The organism is Bombilactobacillus sp. ESL1197 (assembly GCF_058107145.1).
Genome location: NZ_JBYLTY010000001.1, coordinates 480,465 through 505,684 on the forward strand (window position 1 = coordinate 480,465; position 25,220 = coordinate 505,684).

At 38.0% G+C, this 25,220-nt stretch carries 20 protein-coding genes; 8 read left to right on the forward strand and 12 right to left on the reverse strand.

All coding sequences use genetic code 11. The features are described from left to right. Positions 1 to 13 precede the first annotated feature (13 nt). The 4 genes from AC3B6B_RS01980 to AC3B6B_RS01995 all read right to left on the reverse strand — a co-directional run bounded on the left by AC3B6B_RS01980 (position 14) and on the right by AC3B6B_RS01995 (position 6,643). Complete coding sequence (locus tag AC3B6B_RS01980; RefSeq protein WP_489757034.1) at positions 14 to 1,654, reverse strand: peptide ABC transporter substrate-binding protein; 1,641 nt, start codon at positions 1,652 to 1,654, stop codon at positions 14 to 16. Positions 1,655 to 1,838: 184 nt separating this feature from the next. After that, positions 1,839 to 3,482, reverse strand: coding sequence for a peptide ABC transporter substrate-binding protein (locus AC3B6B_RS01985; protein ID WP_489757035.1), 1,644 nt, complete (start codon positions 3,480 to 3,482; stop codon positions 1,839 to 1,841). A gap of 268 nt (positions 3,483 to 3,750) precedes the next feature. Next, complete coding sequence (gene hflX, locus AC3B6B_RS01990; RefSeq protein WP_489757036.1) at positions 3,751 to 5,037, reverse strand: GTPase HflX; 1,287 nt, start codon at positions 5,035 to 5,037, stop codon at positions 3,751 to 3,753. A gap of 160 nt (positions 5,038 to 5,197) precedes the next feature. After that, complete coding sequence (locus AC3B6B_RS01995) at positions 5,198 to 6,643, reverse strand: APC family permease (protein ID WP_489757037.1); 1,446 nt, start codon at positions 6,641 to 6,643, stop codon at positions 5,198 to 5,200. A gap of 135 nt (positions 6,644 to 6,778) precedes the next feature. Here AC3B6B_RS01995 and AC3B6B_RS02000 point away from each other — a divergent pair, with 135 nt between their 5' ends. From AC3B6B_RS02000 to AC3B6B_RS02030, 7 genes are all read left to right on the forward strand, one after another. After that, entirely contained in the window at positions 6,779 to 7,531 is a 753-nt protein-coding gene (locus tag AC3B6B_RS02000; protein ID WP_489757038.1) for an ABC transporter ATP-binding protein, read from the forward strand. 257 nt (positions 7,532 to 7,788) lie between these two features. Next, positions 7,789 to 9,594, forward strand: a complete 1,806-nt coding sequence (locus AC3B6B_RS02005) for an FtsX-like permease family protein (RefSeq protein ID WP_489757039.1) — start codon at positions 7,789 to 7,791, stop codon at positions 9,592 to 9,594. 167 nt (positions 9,595 to 9,761) lie between these two features. Next, positions 9,762 to 10,952 (forward strand): MFS transporter, encoded by a 1,191-nt coding sequence (locus AC3B6B_RS02010; protein ID WP_489757040.1) that lies wholly within the window; start codon positions 9,762 to 9,764, stop codon positions 10,950 to 10,952. Between the two features lie 102 nt (positions 10,953 to 11,054). Beyond that, entirely contained in the window at positions 11,055 to 11,792 is a 738-nt protein-coding gene (locus tag AC3B6B_RS02015) for an amino acid ABC transporter ATP-binding protein (RefSeq protein ID WP_489757041.1), read from the forward strand. Positions 11,793 to 11,803: 11 nt separating this feature from the next. Continuing rightward, positions 11,804 to 12,616, forward strand: coding sequence for a transporter substrate-binding domain-containing protein (locus AC3B6B_RS02020; RefSeq protein ID WP_489757042.1), 813 nt, complete (start codon positions 11,804 to 11,806; stop codon positions 12,614 to 12,616). Beyond that, entirely contained in the window at positions 12,616 to 13,254 is a 639-nt protein-coding gene (locus tag AC3B6B_RS02025) for an amino acid ABC transporter permease (RefSeq protein ID WP_489757043.1), read from the forward strand. The genes AC3B6B_RS02020 and AC3B6B_RS02025 overlap by 1 nt, the downstream gene beginning before the upstream one ends. 13 nt (positions 13,255 to 13,267) lie before the next feature. Next, positions 13,268 to 13,924, forward strand: coding sequence for an amino acid ABC transporter permease (locus tag AC3B6B_RS02030; RefSeq protein ID WP_489757044.1), 657 nt, complete (start codon positions 13,268 to 13,270; stop codon positions 13,922 to 13,924). Positions 13,925 to 14,165: 241 nt separating this feature from the next. On the opposite strand, the gene AC3B6B_RS02035 is transcribed toward AC3B6B_RS02030, so the two are convergent. Genes AC3B6B_RS02035 through AC3B6B_RS02045 form a run of 3 tightly spaced genes read right to left on the reverse strand, consistent with a single transcriptional unit; the run spans position 14,166 to position 16,749 of the window. Then, positions 14,166 to 15,020: a lysophospholipid acyltransferase family protein gene (locus AC3B6B_RS02035; RefSeq protein WP_489757045.1), complete on the reverse strand. Its 855-nt coding sequence runs from the start codon at positions 15,018 to 15,020 to the stop codon at positions 14,166 to 14,168. Beyond that, the gene (locus AC3B6B_RS02040) at positions 15,017 to 15,973 is read right to left on the reverse strand and encodes a glycosyltransferase family 8 protein (RefSeq protein ID WP_489757046.1); all 957 of its coding nucleotides are present in this window, start codon (positions 15,971 to 15,973) and stop codon (positions 15,017 to 15,019) included. The genes AC3B6B_RS02035 and AC3B6B_RS02040 overlap by 4 nt, the downstream gene beginning before the upstream one ends. Next, positions 15,970 to 16,749 (reverse strand): 1-acyl-sn-glycerol-3-phosphate acyltransferase, encoded by a 780-nt coding sequence (locus AC3B6B_RS02045; RefSeq protein ID WP_489757047.1) that lies wholly within the window; start codon positions 16,747 to 16,749, stop codon positions 15,970 to 15,972. The genes AC3B6B_RS02040 and AC3B6B_RS02045 overlap by 4 nt, the downstream gene beginning before the upstream one ends. 99 nt (positions 16,750 to 16,848) lie before the next feature. On the opposite strand from AC3B6B_RS02045, the gene AC3B6B_RS02050 reads away from it, so the two are divergent. Further along, positions 16,849 to 18,612, forward strand: a complete 1,764-nt coding sequence (locus tag AC3B6B_RS02050; RefSeq protein WP_489757048.1) for an ABC transporter ATP-binding protein — start codon at positions 16,849 to 16,851, stop codon at positions 18,610 to 18,612. Here the strand turns inward: AC3B6B_RS02050 and AC3B6B_RS02055 are convergent. From AC3B6B_RS02055 to AC3B6B_RS02075, 5 genes are all read right to left on the reverse strand, one after another. Next, positions 18,609 to 19,439: a glycosyltransferase family 8 protein gene (locus tag AC3B6B_RS02055; protein ID WP_489757049.1), complete on the reverse strand. Its 831-nt coding sequence runs from the start codon at positions 19,437 to 19,439 to the stop codon at positions 18,609 to 18,611. The genes AC3B6B_RS02050 and AC3B6B_RS02055 overlap by 4 nt on opposite strands. 20 nt (positions 19,440 to 19,459) lie before the next feature. After that, positions 19,460 to 20,107 carry a TetR/AcrR family transcriptional regulator gene (locus AC3B6B_RS02060; protein ID WP_489757050.1) on the reverse strand — a complete coding sequence of 216 codons (648 nt, stop codon included), beginning with the start codon at positions 20,105 to 20,107 and terminating at the stop codon, positions 19,460 to 19,462. 214 nt (positions 20,108 to 20,321) lie between these two features. After that, positions 20,322 to 20,993 carry a histidine phosphatase family protein gene (locus AC3B6B_RS02065; protein ID WP_489757051.1) on the reverse strand — a complete coding sequence of 224 codons (672 nt, stop codon included), beginning with the start codon at positions 20,991 to 20,993 and terminating at the stop codon, positions 20,322 to 20,324. Between the two features lie 490 nt (positions 20,994 to 21,483). Then, the gene (locus AC3B6B_RS02070; protein WP_489757052.1) at positions 21,484 to 22,389 is read right to left on the reverse strand and encodes a proline-specific peptidase family protein; all 906 of its coding nucleotides are present in this window, start codon (positions 22,387 to 22,389) and stop codon (positions 21,484 to 21,486) included. 205 nt (positions 22,390 to 22,594) lie between these two features. Beyond that, the gene (locus AC3B6B_RS02075) at positions 22,595 to 25,111 is read right to left on the reverse strand and encodes a hypothetical protein (RefSeq protein WP_489757053.1); all 2,517 of its coding nucleotides are present in this window, start codon (positions 25,109 to 25,111) and stop codon (positions 22,595 to 22,597) included. Positions 25,112 to 25,220: the final 109 nt, after the last annotated feature.

A 25,220-nucleotide genomic window follows, 5' to 3' on the forward strand; every position in this document is an offset into this window, starting at 1 on the left:
GAATTAATAATTGCTATTTTTTATGAACACGAAGTGAAGCTGTATCGTAGTTACCTGATGGACCATAATTCAAGTTTTGCACATTTGAGCGGGTCATATGGGCTTCACCAGTTTGATATAGTGGGATAATTCCTTGTTCTTTGTTCAGAATATCCTGAGCTTGTTTCATGTCATTCCACCGTGCAGTGGCATTATTGGCATCGTCAGTTAAGCTCTTATTGACTAAGTTATCGTACTGACTATTACTCCAATTACCATTGTTGTTACTTGCGCCAGTGTTAAAGAGGGTTAAGAAGTTCGATGGATCAGGATAATCGGCATTCCAAGCAGTTACGACTAAATCGAAGTCACCATTCGTAGAACGAGTTAAACGACTCTTAAATGGCACGTTATTCAGGGTAACTTTAACACCAGGTAGTTTTTCAAAGGCATTCTGTAAGAACTCACCTTGTTTTTTGGCAGAATCAGTATCATCACCTAATAAAGTCAAGTTGAACTTCTTACCAGTATTGCCAGTTTCGGCTAAACCTTGCTTCCAGAGCTGTTTAGCTTTGGTAGGATTGTATTCAGCAGTTTTGGCACTTTGTTTGGTTTCACTGACAAAGTCTTGTGATTTATTAGCGGGATCATAAGACATATCCGAAGGAGTAGTGGATAATAGTGGCACACTACCGTCGCCTAAAATTTTGTTAGTTAGTTGCTTACGATCAATCGACATTGCTAAAGCTTGCCGAATTTTTTGGTTCTTAAAGACGGGATCTTTCTTTTGGTTCATCTGCATGTAGAAAGTAGCATTCATTTTCTTAACATTAAAGCCCTTAGAATTCTTCATTTGCTTAGCAGTATCGCCAGTTAAGGTCACATCGTCAAGTTTATTCGATTGGTATAAGTTTAACGCAGTGGAAGGATCTTTAACTACTTGGTATTGCAGCTTTTTAACCTTAACGCGTTTAGCATCCCAATAGTTCGGATTCTTAACTTCATTCCAAGTATTGTCTGGACCGTTCCATTTCTTCAAAGTATAAGGTCCGTTAAAGACTAGCGTTTTAGAACTAGTACCGTATTTCTTACCCCATTTATTAACAACCTTTTTATCCTGTGGGAAGAAAGTTGATGAAGTCATTAATTCATTAAAATAAGGAATTGGTTTTTCTAAATTAACTTGCAAGGTATGCTTGTCTAAAGCTTTAACGCCCAAGGAATTAACCGGCTTTTTGCCATCAGTAATAGCTTTGGCGTTGGCAATACCTTCATAGATATAAGCATATTGCGACTTAGTCTTAGGGTTAACTGTTCTTTGCCAAGCATAGACAAAATCGTTGGCAGTTACAGGATCACCATTGGACCATTTAACATTTTTACGTAATGGGAAAGTATAGGTTAGACCATTGTTAGTTGGCTTAACTACCTTAGTAGCAATCGCTGGTTTAACATCTTTACCATGGTAGCGATATAAACCATCCATTGTATCAGTTAGTGCTTGGGCACCAATGACGTCAGTATTCATGGAAGAATCCATGGTGGCGATCACATCTTTACGCATAATTCGTACAGTATCAGAAGGTGCAGCTGATTTGGAAGAGCCACAACCAGCTAAAACACCGATACTAACGAGTGCTGTTGTGCTAGCAACTAACACTTGTTTTAACTTCATAAAAACCTCTCCTCATTCATAAGCATTTAGTTAAGTTTACAATGTTTAAGATTAAAAGTAAACGGGTAATCTTAAAAATTGCTCATAGGCCAACTAATCTAGCTTCAATCAAAAAAATGCTTATTAATAAGTCGAATAAACTTACTAATAAACATTTAAATGTCATGAGAAAATAGTTCAGTAGTTATTTAATCTTTAAAGTTAACACATCACATTTACCAGCCGGGTCGTATTGCACATCCTTTAAACGTGAGCTCGTCAAGTGAGCTTCACCTTTTTGGTACAACGGTAAGACAGCCTGTTGTTCATTTAAAATATCTTGAGCTTGGACCATATCCTGCCAACGTTTGGTGGCGTTGTTGGAATCAGTGGTTAAACTCTTATTGACGAGATTGTCATAGCTACTATTGTTCCAGTGACCATCATTGTTGCTGGCATCGCTAGTGAACAGTGTTAAGAAATTAATTGGATCGGGATAATCAGCACTCCAACCAGTTACAACTAAATCAAAATCACCTGCATCGGTTTTGCTTAAGCGACTTTTGAAGGGAACGTTATTCAAATTAATTTTGACGCCCGGCAATTTTTCTAATTGGTTTTGTAAGAACTCGCCTTGCTTTTTGGAACCATCAGTATCATCACCTAACAAGGTCCAAGTGAATTTTTTATTAGTTTGACCACTTTCAGCTAAACCTTGACGCCATAATTTTTTTGCTAAAGTCGGATTGTACGTGGTATATTTTTGTCCCGATTTATTAGTAGCTTGCACAAAATCTTGCTGTTTATTGTTGGGGTTATAGGCCATTTGCTTAGGAGTGACTGACGAAACCGGAAAACTACCATCACCTAAAATTTGTTTAGTGAGCTGGGGGCGATCCAGACTCAAAGATAAGGCTTGGCGAATTTTGGCATTTTTAAACAGCGGGTCTTTTCTTTGATTAGTTTGGATATAGAAAGTCGCGTTTAATTTCACAATATTATAGGCTTTATCTTTACGCATTTGCTTGGCTGTGTCGCCACCTAAAACCACATCGTCTAATTTCTTGGATTGGTAAAGATTTAACGCGGTTGAGGGATCTTTGACCACTTGGTATTGTAATTTTTTAACTTTAACAGCGGAAGCATTCCAATATTGATTATTTTTCACTTCAGTCCAAGTAGTATCGGGACTACTCCAATTGACTAATTTATATGGCCCGTTAAACACTAACGTTTTGGAGCTGGTGCCATATTTTTTGCCCCATTTGGCATTGTTTTTTTGATTTTGAGGTAAAAAAGCATGGGTCGTCATTAATTGACTAAAATAAGGAACCGGTTGATTCAGTTGAACTTGTAATGTATGACTATTTAAAGCTTTCACGCCCATGGTGGTTACGGCTTTTTTGCCCGCGGAAATGTCCTTGGCGTTGACAATATTCTCAAAAGCATAAGCATATTGGGATTTGGTTTTGGGATTGACCGTTCTTTGCCAGGCATAGACAAAATCTTGGGCAGTTACGGGTTGACCATTGGACCATTTGGCATTTTTCCTTAAAGGAAAAGTATAGGTTAAACCGTTATTGGTCGGGGTCACAATTTTCGTGGCCATGGCGGGTTCTAATTGCTTGCCATGATAGCGATATAATCCTTCCATCGTATTACCTTGGTTTTGGGAACCAATCACATCGGTATTTAAAGAGGGATCCATCGTGGCAATGACATCTTTAGCCATAAATTTAACTGTACTATGGGAACTAGTTTGGGACTGATTCTGAGAATGACAACCAGCTAATAAACTACCGGCTAATAAACAAGTGCTACTTACTAAAAGCATTTTATTAAACTTCATCAACATCACTTCCTTACTAAAAGATTATTCAAAGTGTACCGACTAATAATCTAAAAGTAAATAGTTATATTAAAAATAAATTATATAAAATGATGATAGATTAATGAATATCAAAAAAACACTGTTTACATAGCGAATTACTATTAAAAAAATTAAAGATTTTGAAGTGGAAGCGGGCAATAAGAATTAATTTGCCAATAGCTGAGGGAGTGCAGCAGAGCAATTTGATTATTTGAGTAATGTGCGATTTTAGTTCAAAGCGTAAAAATTAACTCAGAGGAGCCGGCTTTTGGGCACTAGGTAATCTGAATTTTTGGAGAAGCTTTTTTGCTGCGGGCGCGACTTTGAGTTGGTAGTAAGTCCCGGTTGTGGTGAAGTATTTATCGATAATGGTGAGCTGTGTTTGGATATAATTATCTATTTTGCCGTTAGTGTAGGGAATCAGCACGGCAATAGTTTGGTACTGCGCCGTCAAAAATTGTTCAATCAATTGTAACAATTGCTCAATATCGGCCGGATTTTGAGCGCTATAACGAATAGTATTGCGATTCATAGTTACGGCGTTGGTCTTCGTTGTGACTAGATCTAGCTTGTTATATGCGTAGATCATGGGCTTTTGGTTGATGCCAATGGCTTGTAAGGTTTGCTCTGTAATTTGGACCATTTGTTCATGGTGAACATCAGCGGCATCAATGACCTGTACCAATAAGTCGGCATCTTGAGCTTGGGCTAAGGTTGATTTAAAAGCTTCAATTAAGTTGTGGGGCAGTTTACTGACAAAGCCGACGGTGTCGGATAATAAAAAATTAGTTTGGCGCGGTAATTTAATTTCCCGCACGGCTGTATCTAACGTGGCAAATAATTGGTCTTTGACTAAAACCTGTTTAGCCGTTTGTTGTTGAACATAATCTAAGATGGCATTTAAAGTGGTTGATTTACCAGCATTGGTATAACCTACCAGTGCCACTTTAGGCAGGCGCGATTGTTGTTGGCGCTGGCTTTGAACTTGTAGTGCGGTGTGCAGATGTTGTAGTTCATGTTTTAGTTGGGCGATTTGCTGTTGAATGGTCCGGCGGTTTAATTCTAATTGGCTTTCACCGGTGCCACGGTTAGCTAAACCACCACCACGTTGTTGATCTAACGGGTTGCCAGACGGGTGAATGCGCGGCAATTGGTATTGCAGCTGGGCAATTTTTACCTGGAGTTGGGCTTGGCGGCTATGAGCTCGTTGATTAAAAATTTGGAGAATTAGTTCCGTTCGGTCTAAAAAATTTAACTGCGTCAATTTTTCCAGATTGCGTAACTGAGCTGGGGTGAGTTCATCATTAACAATGATTAACTGAATAGCTTTGCGGTGAGCTAATTGAATAAGTTCTTGAATTTTTCCTTGACCAAAGTAAGTTTGATGATTAATTTGGGCCATATTTTGGGTCAGTTGAGCTTGCGGTTTTAAGTTGGCCGCTAAAGTTAATTGCTTTAATTCGGCCATCGAACTGGAAAAATCACTTTGAAATTGGCTGACACCGATCAGAATAACGGGTATTAGTTGCTGCATAATAGACCTCCTGTAATTTAAGAAAGTGGGCTGATGATTTCAAATACTAATCTTAATATTATCTATTTTAGCTAAGATAGCTCATGGTGTATATTGAAGTTCTACTAGTTATAACTAAAAAAAGACTGATGTTAGTCAGTCTTTTTTTTAATAGTAAAAATTATTCCAAAGCCTTTTTTTGTTGATGGCGGGCAATCATTGGTAAAATGGCACCGATTACTAGCATGACCAAGGGCTCAATAATATTTAAAGCTAAAACCTGATAGAACGTGGCAGTACCCGGTTTTTCATCAACGGGCCAAATGCCGAGTGTCGCAAAACCAAAGGTGATGGCAAAACACCAGATCCCTACCGCAACAGCTAATTTATTATTTTTAATAAAGACAAAATCGGAAGGATACTTTTTATCGTGCAGGCGCACTAATATAAATGAAGAAAAGAGAAAACATGTAGTATATGGAGAAACAATACCGTTCAGATTTAAGAGTTGATTAAAAATAGAGTTCATATTCGGCAAGGTAGCGCTGGCGACCATTATAAAAGTACAGATGCCAGTCGTTAACCAATAGCCGTTAATCGGTAAGCCCCGACTATCTAATTTAGTTAAGCTCTTTGGTAAATATTTTTTCGCCGTATCGGATAAGAACATGCGCGTGCCCGCATCTAATAACACAGCCAATTGGGCCATCATATAAATGGCTTGGGTAATTGCAAAGGCGTATAAGAAGAACTTACCTAAGCCAAATTCAGCGCCCATTTTTTGAAAAGCATAATAAGAACCGTTCATTTTTAGATCATTCGGTAAGTGATGGGCATTGAAGAAAATTCCCAGTGAAAATGAACCCAGCACGGTTAAGAAGCCGGTCATAATCGCTAACATCCACATGGCTTTAGGAAAGTCTTTTTTGCCGTTTTTCATTTCGGTTACATAAGGAGCCGCAAATTCACTCCCGTTCATAGCAAAAATAATTAACGCAAATGATCCTAAGTATTTCATATCGACATGCGGTAAAAAGGACTTCCAAGTAAATGGTTGGGTATGTGGTGCACCACCGTGTCCTAAATAGACAAAGGTCATGATGACATATAAAACCGTCATAATAAACATCGCGCCCCCACCAATAATACTGAAGAACTGCAGGGAATTTTTAAAGCGGTGTTCCAAGAAAATAAAGATGGTAAAGATAACGGCAGTTAATAAAGCAAACATGGCATTACTCATTTTGTTAGATAGTGAGTTGTTACCAAAAATCAACCAGCCAAATGAAACAACCATTGAGTTAGCAACATCTACGATATAAGGCAAACCTGAGACCCAATAAGTCCAGGCACAGATATAACCCCAGAGATCGCCACTAGTATGACGAACCCAAGAAGTCATGCCGCCACCATCATGGCTAAAGACGGATCCTAGATGTCCCACAATCATCTCGTAAGGGACGACAAAAACAAATAACATTAAAATCCAAGTAGTCACCACGGCTAAGCCTTGGTTTTGAAAGTTATAAATAATATCATCAAAGCCGATGACTGTCACAAAATCCATTAAAGCGACTACGGGCCAGCTAATAAACTTTTTACGATCAGGGTCTAAATCTTCAAACATGATCGTCCTCCTCCAATTAATCAAAAACGTAAATAGTATACGCCAAAAAAGGTTTGACGCAAATATATAATTTATTGTACAATGCTATTTACCATATAATATAACATAATAAAAAATATTGCTGTGGAGGATATTATGACACCAGTTGTAGAATTAAAAAATATTCAAAAAGTTTATGGTCAGAAAAATACAGTCGCCACTCCAGTTTTAAAAGATATTAATTTGCAAGTAGATGCGGGTGAATTTGTGGGGATTATGGGTGCTTCTGGTTCGGGTAAGACGACGTTATTAAATACGATGTCGACGTTAGATCGACCAACCAGTGGTACGGTGACAATTAATGGTCAGGACATTACGCAGTTAAAGGGGAATCAATTAGCTGATTTTCGAGCGCGGCAAATTGGCTTTATTTTCCAAGACTTTAATTTATTAGATAATTTAACGGCTTTTGAAAATATCGCCTTGCCTTTATCCTTACAAAAAGTTAAACCGCGACTGATTCAACAAAAAGTACAGCTAGTTGCGCAAAAGTTAGGCCTGAAACAGTATTTAAAACATTATCCTAATCAATTATCGGGTGGGCAAAAACAACGCGTTTCGGCGGCTCGGGCCTTAATTAATGATCCAGCCTTGATTTTAGGTGATGAACCCACTGGTGCTTTAGATTCCAAAAGTGCGCGAGCTTTACTAGATACACTGACTAAAATCAATCAAACGGATCAAACTTCTATTTTAATGGTGACACATGATCCATTTTCAGCCAGTTTTTGCCATCGCATTTTATTTATTCGCGATGGCCAAATTGGTTTGGAATTAAAGCGGCAGCAAGCCACACGGACGGAATTTTATCAGCAAATATTAAATAATTTGGGTACTTTTGTGGAATAAGATTGAAAATAAAAATTTTCAATAGGAATTGAGCTGCTCTCAAGGTTATTTAACGACACACAATCTTTAAGTACAAAGCAGCCTAAGTGTTAGTCCGTTTCTTTTACGCGGCACTTATCGCAGTATTTGATCTAGCGCTCCAAAGGCAAGAAACTTGTGCCTAACTACGCCTAAGAACTAAAGCCTAAACCAACTTTAGTCTTAGTCTAGGTTAGTGCTCAGTTTCTGAACAGCCTTTGTCGCAGTAGGGAGGAATTATGCTTCATAAATTAGCTTTAAGTGGAATTAAACATCGATTGAAAGATTACGCGGTATTATTTTCGGGGTTATTAATCTCGGCCGCCATTTTTTATATGTTTCAAGCGCTGGCTTTGAATCAAAAGTTTTTAAAAACTAATTCCCCAATTGCCGTGACGCCAATTGTCTTTCAATTAGGAACTGTCTTATTAGTAGTGATTACACTCGTCTATGTTTTATATGCTAATAACTTTTTGATGAGTATGCGCCAAAAAGATTACGGAATGTTTTTGATGCTCGGAGCCAGACCGAAGACTATTCGTCAACTAGTCATTCTGGAAACGATGTTGATTGGCTTGTTTAGTTTGCTTAGTGGTATGCTGGTTGGCTTAGGCTTGACAAAATTAGTTGCTCAAGCCTTGGCACACCAACTTCACACCTCATTAACTGGATTTCACATTTTCTATGGTCCAGCTTTATTATCAACGATCATTGTGTTGGGCTTAATCTTTTTATTAGCGGCTTGCCAAAACAGTTGGAAGATTAGTCATACACCAATTTTACAACTGGTAAAGCCAGCAAGTCCGCGAATTAATCCACGGTTGAATGCTATTTCAGTGGGACAGGTAATTAGGCTAATCTTGGGACTAGTTTGTTTAGGCATTGGTTATTGGATGATGGGGTTAGTTAGTCAACTGGCTATTCTAGCGTTGGCGGTATCTTTAATTGCGGTTAGTTTCGGAACTTATCTGATTATCAATACTTTGTTTCGAATTTTATTAAACCATTTGCGAAAAAGCCGGTGGGCTTTGCAGGGCTTGCACGAATTTACGTTAGGACAATTGAATTTTCGAATTGCTGATTATACAAAAATTTTAACGATTGTGTCATTGCTCTTTTCGTTGGCGTTGGGAGCTTTGAGTGTGGGAATGAGCTTTCAACAAAATGTGCGGACTGTCACTGATCATGCCGAGTATTACGATGTTACGGTCAATAATCCGACACATCATGAACAGCAATTATTGCACCAATTAAAACAGCCCCAACAAACGCGTTATCAATATAAAATTCAGGCGGGACAGGTCTATTTGGTCCGACAACAATTACAACGACAACCGTTTAAATATTTATTAACAAATAACCAAAAAGTGACCACGCTAACCCCATCGGCTAAGCAAATGCAACGTCCAGAATCAGAAGTGGGGAATCATTTACAACACTTATTAATCCCACAGGGCTTAGAAAAATCTTTACGTTGGGTAGATCAAAGTGACTTTGATCAAATTAATCAGCCTACTAATCAATTAATTTTGGTGAAGACTAGTGATTTTTATCAAAATACCAAAGTCATTGGGAAATTAGTCGCTGCGCAACAAAGCCGGTTTCCAATGTTAAAGGATCAAGGAGCGATGCCGAAATTTTTGACTTACCAAATGATTAACGAAATGTACAGTGGCTTAGAGTTTATGGGCTTTTTCTTAGGCTTTGCCTTTTTAGCAATGCTAGCCAGTTGCTTGATGTTTAAAGTCTTATCAGGAGCTAATCAAGATCGCCAACGGTATGTCATATTACAAAAAATTGGTACTCGAAAAAAGTTATTAACAACTTCGATTCAACAAGAATTGGCCGTCCTCTTTGGTATTCCGGCTGGCTTAGGCATTATTAACTTGTTATTTGGGTTGCGCTTATTCAAACCGCTGTTACGTAATCCCTACCAACACTTGTGGTGGCCAATGATTATTTTTATTTTGTTATATGCGTTGTATTATTTAGTAACAGTTGGTTTATATAAAGTCATTGTATTGAAGAAAAATAGTTCGGATTAGTTTTTACAGAATGGAAACAATATCCAAGTTCAAATGAATCAGTAGACGCAATTTAGTGGTTGGAGCACAATAATAGTAAATAATGTTGCCTAAGGTGGGAAATGTTAATATTATTGTTCCAACCTTTTTTGTACCAGAAAAAATAATTTCTTTTGGAGAACCATTTTATGAAAGTTCAACGTAAAATCTTGGCGAGCAGCCTCTATTTAAATTATGTTATTCACGGGATGGGTGCCATTATGATTGCCCAAAATGCTACTAGTCTGATGCAGTATTGGCAGACTGACTTGGCAGGCATTGCTACCGTGATTGCCAATATTGGAGTTGGTCGCTTACTGACGCAATTATTAGCAGGTCAACTATCTGATCATTTGGGCAGAAAAAAAATCATTCTATTAGGAATGGTTTGCTATGCGGGCTTTTTTTGTGGCTTATTAAGCAGTTCAACGCTGTTAATGGCTCAGTTAAGTGCTCTTTTGGCAGGTGTCGCAAATGCGTGTTTAGATGCCGGAACGTATCCGAGTTTAACGGAATTATTTCCACAACATGCCAGTAGCGCTAACGTGTTATTAAAAGCCAGTATGTCTTTGGGACAATTTATGCTACCGCTATTGGTGAGTTGGTTGACTTTGCATCAACAATGGTTTGGTTGGAACATTCTTTTATGTTTAAGCTTAATGTTTTGTAATGGATTCGTTTTATGGGCCATCAATTGGCGCCAATCAGTGCCTCAAATATCACCATCGACAACTAAAAAGACTGCTTTGTTGCCGGTTAAAGCAACGACTTTTGATATTGGCTTATTAATTAGTTATGGCTTTTTGGCCCAAGCAACGTTTTATTTAGTAAGCCAGTGGTTAACGCGCTTAGGGCAAACAGTGGTTCACTTAACAACGTCACAGGCTCAAGCATTAATTAGTTACTACAGTCTAGGATCGGTGGTGTGCGTTTTGCTGACCGTCTGGTTGACCCAACACGGCGCGAAAACCCTTAGCTTGATGCTCGTTTATACATTATTATCAGTTATTGCTTTAAGTCTGCTCTGCTTTTTTAATAATCAGGCGGTCTGCATTTTAATGTCTGGTTTAATCGGCTTTAGTGCTGCTGGTGGCGTCATGCAGTTAGGATTGACATTATTATTAGAAGTTTGGCCGCAACAAAAAGGTTGGGCCACGGGACTTTATAACTCGGCGGGCGCTGTGGCAGCAGTGGTGATTCCGTTAGTTACGGGACGCATGACGCAAAATATTCAGCAAATTTTCTTCTTAGATTTAATACTGGCCACCTTAGGTTTTGCAGTAGTTTTGACGTTAGCTTGGCGGTTTCGGCGACGGGATTATAAAATTAAGAAAAATTAATTATAAGAAAGACTATTTTTAATTTGTCCTTAGAAGAGTATAATTGAAAAAATAGTTTCTAGACAGAAGCTATTAGGAAACAAGTTTGAAAGAGGCGATAACATGTCAATGATTGAATTTCATAATGTCCAAAAGTATTACGGACAGTTTCATGCATTGTACGATATTAATTTGGAAATTGATCAGGGAGAGACGGTAGTTTTAATCGGTCCATCTGGCTCAGGAAAAAGTACGCTAGCGCGAACGGTGAATGGACTGGAGTCGATTCAAGAGGGACAATTAATTGTCAATAATCATGATCTTTCATCAGACCAGACTGATTTAAATATTTTACGCCGCGATGTTGGCATGGTTTTTCAACATTTCAACTTATACGCGAACAAAACAGTTTTAGAAAATATTATGTTGGCTCCGAGAATTGTCAGCCATATTCCAGAAGCTGATAACAAAAAACAAGCCATGAAATTATTAGAAATGGTTGGTTTAGAAACGAAAGCTCAAAATATGCCGAGTCAAATCTCGGGTGGTCAAAAACAGCGGGTGGCGATTGCGCGCTCCTTAGCTATGCGTCCGAAACTGTTATTATTTGATGAACCAACTTCGGCGCTAGATCCAGAAATGATTGATGATGTTTTACAAGTTATTAAAAAAATTACGTCTGATAGTGATATGACTTCTCTAATCGTGACCCATGAAATGGGCTTTGCGAAAGAGGTGGCTAACCGCGTTATTTTTATGGACGCCGGGCGCATTGTGGAAGATGATGATACGGAGTCATTCTTTAAGCAGCCGAAAACGCAACGGGCACAACAATTCTTGAGTAAGATTATTACACATTAGGAGGAACCGCGATGAAAAAGAAATTTTGGTTGTTCTCCTTATTAATAGGTATTGTATTCTTAAGTGGTTGTGGTCAAAAACTGTCCAGTCAATCGGTTTTACAAAATGATCGTCAGTCGAATACCATTACTTGGGGTGTCAAAGGTGACGTGAAATTATTTGGTTTGATTGATGTACGTGACGGGCAACAAAAAGGGTTTGACGTTGATATGGCCAAGCACATTACGAAGCATATTTTAGGCACTCATGGTCATGCCAAATTTGTCACGGTTACCTCGCAGTCCCGGGTACCATTACTAAAAAATGGTAACGTTGACGCGGTCATTGCAACCATGTCGATTACACCAGAACGTGAAAAAACCATTGATTTCTCACATTCTTATTTTGATGCTGGTCAATCGTTGTTAGTTCCCAAAAATTCTACTATTAAAAATGCGCGTGACTTAAATCATAAAACCGTGATTGGCGTAGTCGGTTCTAATTCAGTTGATAATATCAAAAAAGTTTCACCGAAAGCTCGCGTCGTGGAATTGCAAGATTATGCCCAAGCAATGAATGCTTTAAAGTCGCACCAAGGTGATGCATTAACAACCGATAATGGGATCTTGTACGGGTTAGCTGTCGAAAATCCCGGCTTTGAAGTGCGGGGCGGCACGTTTACTAAAGAACCGTACGGGGTGGCAGTTAACAAGGGCCAAAAGTCCTTTACGAAGGCCGTGGACCGTGCGGTGACAGAAATGCAACGTGATGGTGAGTATAATCGTTTAATCAAAAAATGGTTTGGTAATGTGCCGGGGTTTAATTATAAGGAGCTGTATCGATAATGATTAATATTTTTACACATTACGGCCACCAACTATTAAGCGGCTTTGGTTGGACCGTTTTATCAAGTATCTTGGCCTTGTTTTTTAGCCTAATCATTGGTACATTGTTTGCCATTATGGAAGTGGTGCCCAATAAAATTGCCCGGGTAATTGGCAAGGCTTATGTGGAAATTTTTCGTAATATTCCGTTATTAGTAATTACCATGTTCTTTTATTTAGTTATTCCGATGTACGTTGTAAAAATCAACGGTTTTACCGCGGGGACCATTGGCTTGACGTTATATACTTCCGCTTTTATTGCCGAAACCATTCGCTCGGGTATTCAGTCAGTTTCGACAGGCCAGATGGAAGGAGCCCTATCAGTAGGGATGACTTATTGGCAAGCAATGCGTTATATTATTTTGCCGCAAGCTGTCAAAATTGTGATTCCTCCTTTAGGTAATCAATTTATTAACTTAGTTAAGAATTCGTCCGTTTTGGCGTTTGTGGCGGGCTTTGATTTAATGTATCAAGCTAATTCGATTGCTTCCACGACTTTTGATACCATCAATAGTTATTTGGTTGTGGGGGTTTTGTATTTAATAATTACGTTGCCATTGAGTTATTACATGCAACATTTAGAAAAGAAACTGGCTTAGGAGGTGACCATCAATGCAAAATTGGATTCAAGCTTTTTCGTGGTTGAACCTGCGTTTCTTGTTAATGGGACTTTGGGTGACAATTTATATTTCCGTGATCTCGGTGGTATTAAGCTTTATCTTTGGTTCCATTTTAGGGATTATTCGCTATTCTAAAATCAAATATGTCTCGGCTATTTTTGGTTTTGTGATTGATATTATTCGTAATATTCCGCTTTTGTTGATTATTTTCTTCACTTATTTTGGTTTGCCTAATTTTGGGTTAAAGCCCGATACCATCGTTGCAGCAATTATTGCGATGACGGTTTTCGAATCAACGATGATTGCCGAAATTGTTCGTTCGGGTTTGAATGCGGTTGATACGGGACAAATGGAAGGCGCGCGCTCAGTGGGAATGAGCTTTTTGCAAGCCTTGTGGCATATTATTTTGCCGCAAGCGTATAAAAAAATGATTCCGGCACTGATTAGTCAATTTGTTTCTTTGATTAAAGATACATCGTTAGCCACAATTATCGTGGTTCCTGAAATGATGCAACATGCGCAAGTAATTTATGGACAAAATGCCAACTATATTTTGCCCATGTTTGCAGCATTAGCTGTGTTATATTTTATCGTTTGTTTCAGCTTATCATTATTAGGTAATCATATTGATAAGCGCATGGCTGGTTAACAGCAAAGACTTTGACCAGTACCTATCTAAAAGCTAAGGATTAACAATTAATTTCGACTTTTGACTTGGTGGCTGATTCGTAGTTAGATGATACTTGGAGACTAGATCAAATAAGTTTAATGTCCGTAAATCAAAAAAGGCTTGGAACTTAAGCAATTAGGATCTAACAATATTCAAAAAATGTTTGAATATTGAGATCGTAAGCTTTAGTTCTAAGCCTTTTATAATTGTATATCTTTACTTAAAGGTAATGTCCCGCAATATCTGCGTCCTCAAACTCAGGCGTAAATGGTTTTTGATAGGCCTGCTCATAAGCAGCGACCTTTTGTTGGTAATCAATTTGTCGCATCTGTTCAGACGCATCACTGATAGATAGATCAGGATCCGCATGAATCGGCTTGAGGATCATTAATTGATACTTAACAGCATGTGGATCCTTGGCAGTTGGTGCGTCAAAAATTGCAATAAAACAGGAAAGAATAGGAACATGATTTTTAGCCGCATAATAATAAGCACCGCGTTGGAAAGTGCGCGGCTTACGATAGTTAAACCACATTTCACTTTCGGGAAAAATCAATAAGGGTAATTTTTGTTGCAAACTGTGAGCGACCAACTGTTGAAAATCTTTTTTCATATAATTGAAGCTTTGGCTGATAGGAATGGTATCGGTATAGTTCATCAGATATCCTAACAGTCCGGGCATCTTCAAGTTGGTAGGCTCAATCACAATGGCCATTCGCTTAAAATGCAATCCTTGGCGGACCAATAAACTGTCGATGGGGTTAAAATGATTGCAAGTAATGACCGCAGGCAATTGTAAGCCGGTTAAATTATGTTGGTTTGTTACTTGAAGATTGCTTTTTAAAGTCGCTGCCGCTAAGTTCATGATATGGCGGGCCGTAGAATTATTCAGCCGATATTTCCAAGTTGGTAACAGTTGTTCAAATTCGTGAATGGTTGCCTGTTCGTCAGCTAAGCTCATGACGGGATCATTAACTTCCACTTTAGCAGTTAAAGCGTGCTGTTGAACGTTATGCTTGATGTTGTCGATGACCGGTTTTCGATCACCAATATCAATAAAATGATCAATCATCATAAGGCGATCTTCACTCCTTGCTGGGCACGAGCATGAAAAGTATTAGAAGTTTTAGCAATTTGCACAGCTAAGTTCATTAATTCGTCAGCATTTTTTTCATCTTTTTGAATGGCTTGAGCATCCACACTATGCAGTTGTTGTTGTAATTGATCATAATACGGTGTTGTTTGGGCGTATTTCCAAAAATATTCTTGTCTGGGGGCATCTTGGTAGTACCAAGGTTTGTTGAATAAGTTCCAGTGGATTAAAGCAGCTGGTGTCTCCTCAGGAAAAGTTACCATTACGTTCCAGGTGGAATCTAGGTACATAATTTTATTCTTAGCGATAGCATTGAGATAATCTTGATCGGGAGCTAAGCTACGAAAATGGTATTGATTTAATAAGTTAAAGAAATGATCAGCAAAATGATTATCGCGTAAGGCCTGTAAATCCATGAGTAAAACGCCCGAATTGATATATTTATCACCAGCAACGCCAATAGCCTCTTGAGCGTAATTAAAAGTTTCTGGATTTTCCACGATGAAGCGATCAACGGCCGCGCCGATCCAGTTGTCGCCTAATGGCAGATCAAATAAATCCGCAATATCATGATTGATAGCAGTATCGGCATCCAAGTAAATAGCTTTGTCAAATTGTGGAAATAATTCTGCAATAAATAAGCGGAAGTAGATGGTATAGGTGAAATAATCGGCACGTAACTTGTTATTCGTATCCGTAATTTGTTTTTTGATTTGTTCAGTGATGGAAACAAATTCTAACTGAATATTTGATTGGACTAAGGTACGGAGTTTTTGTTGGTTAGTCAGTGATAAGTCATCACACAAAACGATAATATGATAATTTCTTTCAGGATTGCTGTTTTGAATTAAGGAATTCATAGCCACAGCTAGATAAGGTGCGTATCTGTCATCGACAGAAAAGAAAACGGGAATTTCTTGATTAAGATTTGTCATTGTTTGACGAAGTCCTTTCGTTGTTGGTAATTAATGTATTGACAATTACTCTGATGACTGCGAGTAATCATGGTGTGACGAATTTGTTGATACAATTGGAATTGCTTTTGCTTGGGCAAAAGTTGCGAAGCAACCGTAAAAGGTCCATCAGTATAAACAATTATTTGTGGCCGCTTGAAGTAGTTAGCTGATTGGTAGGTCACGGTTAAGCTAAAACTGGGTTTATTACAAGCGGCGGGATAATGAAAGCTCGTGGCGGTAAAGGGCCGAATTTCAGTAAAGTACGGCCAAACATGGGCTTCCGGATAAATAAAGATGAGGTGGTGCTTGTTTAAATGATATTTAATAGCTTGATTAAATTGATTAAATTGCTTTTTACCATCAGGGATGATTAACGCGCCGGCAAATGTCAGTAGTTTACCGATAATCGGCAATCCGAGATTGGCTTGGGAGCAGATAATATAAGGCCGTTTGGGGAAAGCCGCTAAAAAAGGCAAGAAAACATCCCCTAAAGGCTGAGTATGATTACAATAGACAACACCACCTTTCTTGGAGTTTTGGCGTAGTTTATGTAAATTTTGAAATCTTAAATGTAACCAACCATAACAGTATATAATGCTAATAACAACTACTAAATAATAAAATAATTGTGAAAAACAGCGGTAAAATAAATTATGATGAATCCAACGATGGTTAGCTGGTAATTTGGCCGCTTGGTTTTTAGAAGTAACAACATCGTCTTGATAAGACTCATAGTAAATGGTTTTCTGAGTCATAGTCCATCCTTCCTAGTAAAATAATGGCTTTACTTATGCTAGCTGGTTCGGTTAATATTACATAGAACTCTTTAATTTAGCAATCATAGGAGTAAAATTATGTCATTTTTCAATAGTAACAAATTAAGAGATAGTTATCATAATTTGATGACTTTAATACATAAAATTAAACCGCACTATTGGCAATTACTCCTTGGCATTGTGTTAGGGGCGGTTTCGATTGTGATCCAATTAATTGTGCCCATGATTGCTAAACAATTAGTGGCAATGGTACAAAAATCTCTAGCACACGTGGATGTAGGTTTAGTGGTCTTAGGCGGTGGGCTGTTTTTATTGAGTACTTTGATTGGGGCTTTTTCAGGCAGCTTTTTGGGCTTTTTTGGCGAAGAGGTGGTCTTGAAATTACGCTTAAAATTGTGGGATAAGTTGTTAACGGTACCGGTAGGTTATTTTGATCAAAGACAATCCGGCGAAATTGCGTCACGAGTCATTAATGACTCCAACCAAGTTAAAGAGTTGTTAGCTAATTCTTTACCCAAAATGTTAACTTCTTTGTTGCAGTTAGTCGGGGCTTTGTTATTTATGCTAGCGATGGATTGGCAATTAACGCTGATTTTGTTTATTGCGGTCCCGTTATTGATTTTGATTTTATTACCAGTGTTTCACCGTTCCACCAAAATTGCGGGGCAACGGCAAAGCTTGTTAGCACAATTTAGTGGTAAAGTTAGCGAAATGATTAGTGGCATTACCTTAGTTAAGGCTGATAACGCCGAAATTCAAGAATATCAGAGCGGTCAAAATCAATTACAGCAATTGTATCAGGTTGGACGTAAAGAAGCCATTTATGATTCTATTGTCGGTCCTGTCACGGGCATTATTATGTTAGCCACGGTCTTTAGCATTTTACTTTATGGTGAAGTGCGGATCAAAAATGGTACTTTGGATTTGGGAACGTTGTTGGCCTTTATGATGTATCTGATTCAATTAATGGTTCCCTTTACGACACTAGGGCAATTCTTAACGGATTTAGCCAAAGTGGATGGTTCCACCGATAAAATTCGGGAATTGTTAGATGAAGGAGCAGAAAATTCACACAGTGGACAAAAAATTGATTATCAACGGCAAAAAATAACTTTTGATAATGTGCAATTCGCTTATCCGGATGGCCGGCAAGCTTTAGACCAAGTAGCGTTCACGATTAAGCCGCAGACGACAGTGGCGTTTGTGGGACCTTCAGGTAGCGGCAAGTCTACAATTTTTAACTTGTTAGAAGGTTTTTACCAGCCCACCCACGGTCAAGTCAGAATTGGTGAAGTCGATTTAAACCATGTTAACTTGACTTCTTGGCGTCAGCAATTGGGTTTGGTTGATCAAAATTCAGTAGCCATTACTGGCACAATTCGGGATAATCTCACTTATGGATTATCAAAACATTATACTGATGAACAGTTATGGCAAGTATTGGCGTTAGCCAATGCGCGCGAATTCGTCCAACAAATGCCCCAAAAATTGGCCACGCCAGTGGGAGAGCAAGGAACGAATTTATCCGGTGGCCAACGTCAACGTTTAGCGATTGCGCGGGTGTTTTTGCGCAATCCCAAACTGCTATTACTTGATGAGGCGACTGCCAGTTTAGACTTAGAATCTGAAAAATTAATTCAACAATCACTGCAGCAATTAATGATCGGGCGCACGACACTCATTATTGCTCATCGACTCAATACCATTATTCATGCTGATCAAATCTATTTTATTAAAAATGGTCAAGTTCAAAGTTCTGGGACGCATGAGGAGCTATTACAAAATTATCCACCTTACCAAGCTTATTTTCAGGAACAATTTGGCACGTTGAACAAGCACTAGTTAATTAAAGCAAGATATTCTAAGTAAATATCTTGGTCATTCGCAGTTAAATCTAATTGGAAAACCTTGTCAGTTTCCCAGGGTTTGACACTAACTACATGAATAACTGGTAACAATTTCCAATTGGTAGAAAAATGTTGAAAGACCGTGGCTTCGTTCACGCCATGTTGTTCATTGTATTTAGTGGCGGCGAAGCGTTTGGTGCGCGCAAATTTGTTGATGGCTGATTGATCCGGCATAATTAATTTATGTTTGCGACAATAAGTGCGACATTTGGCAAAGAGACCGGTCTGACGAATTTTTTGCATATTAAGTAGTAACATCCCAGAATTGAGATAATCAAACTTCTGCCATTGGTAATGGAAAAACCACCGACCGTAATAATCTAAAACGCCCACTAATTCGGTATCACGCAAATCTTGATCATAAAAATCATCAAAAGCATGGTGACAAATAACATCAGCGTCTAAATAAAGCAAACGATCGGGAATTTCTGGAACTAAGTCAAGATATAGTCGCAACATACTGTAAGGTGTAAACATGGTATTCAAGTTGGCCAACGGTGAATAACGGTTAAATAGGTCGGTTAAATCGATTTTGGTTAGCGTATGCTGCGGATTTTTGTCATGTAAAACTTTCGTCAAAAAGTTTACATGTGCAGTACTCAAGGCTTGAAACTGGTGCTTTTTGTTGTAGAGTGAAGCAGTAATAATATAAAAATGACACGGTGTTGGTTCATGTTTAGCAATTGATAACATGGATAATAAAATACCATGAAACATGTTATCATCACCACAATATAAAATATTAATCTTTAGGACCTCCAAATACTTGACATCAAAAATGCTTAGTGGTTATTGACGGTTAAACCGTCAGTGATAAAAGTGATTAAATGATTGACCTCAACGGTTTGAGACCACTTTTTTTGGGGAAACAAAACATAATGTTCGACAAAATAACCTAACAAGGTTGTGATAATAAAGCGAAAAATTTCAGAATTTTGCCAAGTGACAATAGTTTGCCGCTGCTTTAAATAATTAATTTCGGCATTAAAATCTTGAATAGCTTCTTTAGGAAAAGAACGTAGCAGCTCTTGGCTTAAAGTGGGGTTCGTGCTGAGTTCGTTGAGATAAATTTTAGTTAACTCGGGATTTTTTTTGTAAAAATCAATGCGATTATGAACAATTAAAGTAATGAGTTCTTGAAGATTGGCCGTGTGTTTCTGCAAAACGGTTTGAGAAAATTCGCGAATGACATCGGGAAAAATTTGCTGCGCCATCGGCTTTAAAATCGCGGTTAAAATTCCACGCTTATTCGTGAAATATTTGAACAGCGAAGCTTCGGATACTTGTGCTTGTTGAGCAATTTGGCGAGTGCTCGTTTTGTTAAAGCCTTGTTGTGCAAATAATTCAATCGCACTTTTAAATAATTTATACTTCGTATTGGTAAACAACTGGGCTTCAGGAAAGAGCGTGTATAAAGCCCGATCTTCCATAGGGCTACCTCCTGATAATATAATTTTTGAGTAATTACTCAAAAATCAATGAGTAAACACTCACTAACTAATCCTATTTTACTATAATTTATTTTGAACAGGAGTCAAGTGAAATTTTAAGCAGATAAAAAGAGTTAAATTTCTAAAGTAGAAACTTAGAAATCTAACTCTCAGGTAAGATTGAATAGATAATAAATTTGGGACAACTAGATAATTAAACTTCGTCTGCGGTAAAGAGATTTTGGTTATAGCTGGTTACGGTATTTTGACCATCTTCACGCACTAAAGTCGTTAAACTAGCATTAGCCGGTCCACGATCAACATCAAAAGAGCCATCACTATAGCGTTGAGCTAAAGAACGAATGGTGGTGCCATGACTGATTAGTAAGACTTTGGCGCCATCAAATGCGAGGTGATCTAAATCATTAAATCCCGCCTCTAATCGTTGCCAGTACTCCGTGGAATCTTCAGCGTCATGAAATGGATCCGCAACTTTCATCCAGTCTTTGGTTTGGTCCAACCCCACTTTTTGGGCAGCGTCATTATAACTGGTATAACCATGAGGTGTTAAAATCATATGCCAAGCTTCATCGGAATTCATCCCCTCAAAGTAACCATAAAATTCTTCCCGAAAGCGGGATGATTTTTGAGGAACTAGTTGTTCATGATTAACATTTTCAGAAATAATGATGCGACAAGTATCAATGGCTCGTCGTGCATCAGAAGAAATGGCAAGATCAAACGGAACATCTTTTAGTTGTTGAGCTGCTTTTTCGGCAACAGCAGTACCTTCAGTTGTTAGTGGGCTATCAGACCAACCTTGCATTTTATTGTAGTTGTTAAACCAGGTGCGGCCGTGACGGATTAAATAAACTGTGTATTTCATTTCACTACCTCCTGTCAATTATTGTACTCGTTTTATGAGAAAATGGCGGAGTTGTTTTAATGATGACATTATTTAATTTAATGAATAAAATAATTACTTAGCTTGAATTTTATACTACGAAATTCAGCTAACTATTGAAAAATTTCGCCTAACAACAACTAAGGACTCAAGTTAAAGTTCAACTTCAGTCCTTAGTCTAGGTTAGTTTTCGGTTAAAAACGTTTTTTGTCGCAGTAATTTATTTGGCGCTCTAAAGGGCAAAAACTTGTGCCTAACTACGCCCAAGTCCTAAAGCTAAAATACACTTTAGTCTTGGTCTAGGTTAGTGCTCAGTTTTTAATCGCCCTTTGTCACAGTAATTGATTTAGCGCTCCAAGTAGCAGAAGTCTGCGTCTAGCTACAATAAAGGACTCAAGTTTAAAAATCAAAACTTAAGTCCTTTATCTAAGGCTATACTCAACTTTTAAACGCTGCTTGTCGCAGTGATTATTTAATCGTTGAAATTACCGGATTCCACATCTTTAATAAACTGTTTCAAATGATCAAAGTACACTGGTGCGTTGTCGATCATATGATGATGACCACCGTTAGGCGTGGTTACTAAGCGAGCATGTGTAATTTTTTCCTGCATAATTTTTGCAGATGATAACGGCATAGTTTCGTGTTCACCAAAAGTCAGCAAGGTTGGAACTTGAATTTCGTGCAAATGTTCGCGAAAATGCCATTGACTTAATTTACCAGTCACAACAAATTCATTGTCGCCTTGGAAAACGTTGTAAACATCAGTTGCCATGGTTGATACTAAATGTCGGATGGCTTCAGGTTGTTTGCGATCAACGTATTCGGCGTTCAAAACGTCAACATAACTTTGGTAGGTAGGGTCATCCAGTTTGTTTGCTTGTTCAATTTGCTCCATGTAGGCTACTTTATCAGGGCCGAGGCAATCTAAACGGCATTGGTTGACATGTTTAACATAGTCATCAATTTCGTCCACCATACTAGAAATAATAGCGCCTTTTAAATGTTGACCATATTTGGCAGCATATAATTGAACTAACAAGCCACCCCAAGATTGGCCGATTAAATAAAAATTATCAAGACCTAATTTTTGACGGACTTCTTCAACTTCACCCAAATAATAATCATACGTTAAATATTTTTCGGCAATTTGGGGATCACTGTAATCTGGTTGGTCAGAATAAAATGAACCTAATTGGTCGTACATCGTAACTTCGACACCTAAATCGGCCAATTCATCACCGAAGTTTTCCCAATATTCATGGGTACCACCGGGACCACCGTGTAAGCATAATAATTTAATATCACCGTGACCTACGGTGCGTGTCCATAAATGGTAACCATTATCTAAGGTTAGAATATGTGTTCCTTGTTTCATGCAACTCACTCTTTTCTGAAGTAATTACTTCTATCATAGCAAATTTTGCCTAGTTTAGACATATTATTAATTTTTTGAAAGTGAGCAAGGAACACATTCTTTGAAGACCTGATGAAATCAAACCACTTGGTCTCAGATTAATTGGATTAACCTTGGATTAAGTGATGGTTCCGCTCAAAATTAAATACTTCTCAATTTTACTAACTCATAATGAGTTCGAGATGGTCCAAGTAACAGTTTGATTAGCCTGGCCTGGTTTTTGAGCATTAACCGGTACTACTAATTTCCATTTTTTAGGCTGGATTAAGGCAGAAAAATCATAAATATACTGATAATCAACATCAGTTGTTGGAGCTAGCGATGGCGATGGCACAGGTAGCAATGTTGGCGTTGATAAATCCTGCCATTGATTGGTTTGATCTTTCAAAAATAATCCACCAGATAATTGCGCATTACCCTGAGCTTGAACCAAAAATCTAGAATTAGAATTTAATTTAACTCCACTTTCTACTGTCAAATTAGCATCTAACTCTGGATTTAAGAATTCGGTTGCTTCTCCTTTGTAATGTGTTCCAAAATCAATCTTCTTCGGTACGCTTAAGCGGGTCAGATTTTGACTTAAGATTGTTAAAGTATTTGGGTTTGAAGCAATTGCTTCACCTGAGTCTAAAGTACCAGTCACATCAACTGTCTGACTTAACTTACCATCAGACTGATCATCGGGTGATTTTTCCGCGGTTCCCGTAATGGTTACCGTTATTTGATCACCTGCCTTAAAAGCAGTTCCATCACTTTTAGTAACGTTAACTTGAGAAGGCCAAGGAGAACCTTCTGTTTGTTGATAAGTTACTTTTAAGTCATTAGTCTCAGAATTATCCATTGTCGCTGCTACATGGCCACTGGCTGTTAATCCTGCACTAACACTAGGAATAAAGTGAAGTTCCGATACACTATCAGTAACATCAGCATTAATCTTGTAGTGTATATGAAAATCAATCGTATCCCCCGGTATATAATGGTTTGCTGGTAATTCTTTGTGAGTTTGGTCTGAGGCATCTTGTGTTAACTCAGCTTGAAATTTATGTGATAATGGGATACTAACCTGTGGTCCAGAAAAGTCCTTAGTAGGATTGCCATCTAACTTTTGTTCAATAGCTGTTGCTTTAGGAGTCGTCGTTAAAGCTGGTCCACTAGCAGAATTCGAAATAGTTCCCAAAAATGTTAAAGTTGCAGTTTGATTATCTTTTAAGTCTATGGCATCAGCATTACTTAACTGCAAACCACGATTAGCAGCATTATAAGTGACAGACTTAGTTGTACCATTAGCATCAGTTAACTTAAAACTGCTATTATCTACGTCTATTCCTGCAGGTACTAAATCGGATAAGTTAGTTGTCTTATACTCACTATCTTTACCATCATTTCCTAAATTAACAGTAAACTTAATTTTATCTCCTGAATAATTTTTACCATCTGATCGGGATTCATTTTGCCAATTTTCTTTTAGCCATGGGCTGGAAGAAGAGCTAGCACCCACCCCAATATCCAATGCATAATGTTGCGTTTGTCCTACTGGTAAAGTAAATTGTGGCCATAATACAGCATAACCTGAATCAGGATATTCGATTTTACCGTTATTGCGGTTTTTAATTTTCGGTAACAATATCGTACCTGCTGAATAATTATGAACCTCTTGTCCAGTAACATTTGTAAAATTCGGTCCCTTAAAAACTGGAGTTTTATCACGATTAACTGCATTACTAAGACCTGTTGGGCTATAGCTAAACTGATCACTATAATCTTCAGCTATCCAATGCGCTGGTCCATTTGTAAGATCAAAATTAATATTTAACCGATGATTAGGTGATTCCAGATACATACCACGATTATCTCCCAAGGCATAAACTGGCACTCGATCTGGAACATAGTTGCCAATCAACGCACCATTTTCTAATTGTGTATCCTCATGTTCACCAATAAGGTAAAGCTGTGGTGAACTAGAAATGTTTTTTACATATAATTCTTGAGAAACATTCCCATTACGGTAGGGGGAACGCCGTAAAATCTCTTCAAATTCGAATGAATCGTTAGAATCACCATTAGTACAATACCCCATGACTTTAACCGCTTGTACGGCACCACTACTATCTTTAGATACAAAATAAGTCGGTTGATGACCATACGTAAGTAATGCTTTATACATTAATGAGTTCGCCCCGCCCCCCTGAAAAAGAACGTAATCCAAACTAGTTGAAGGTCCATTAGTTGCACCGCCACTAAAGGCTTGAATGTTATTTGGTGTACCATTAGAATTTAAGCCATCTTGCAGAAAAATATTAGAATTTGAAGTAATTTGTCCGGAAAATTTAGTTGCCGACCAACTACCAAAAGTAAAGCCCATTTTAACTGTTTTGCCGTTAATAGCCATAGGATTAGTATAACCAATCTCCAAGTTATTTTGCGGTGCCGACCAAGTTAAGCCATCATCAATATCAGTAGCTTGTGGAGGATTCAAGGTGAAATTACTAACTGTCATAACGGGCGTTTTTAATAGTTGTTCATTAGGTAAATTCATTCCTTCAACTTGCTTAACAAGAGCAGCTGATGGTTCTTGTTTAGCTGTTGCTAAAATGGTTTGACTTTGAAAACCATTGGCGAAGATAATACTGATAACTAAAGAAATTAATGTTAATGCTACATTAAAGAAAGATTTTTTACTCATTTTTTTCTTTACCTTTTTTGTTATGGTGATTTAAAAGTAATAAATTAGCCGTTGTTGTTCTTACATAAAAAAAACAGAAATTCTAGATAGTTTTTAGTAAAAACGGGAT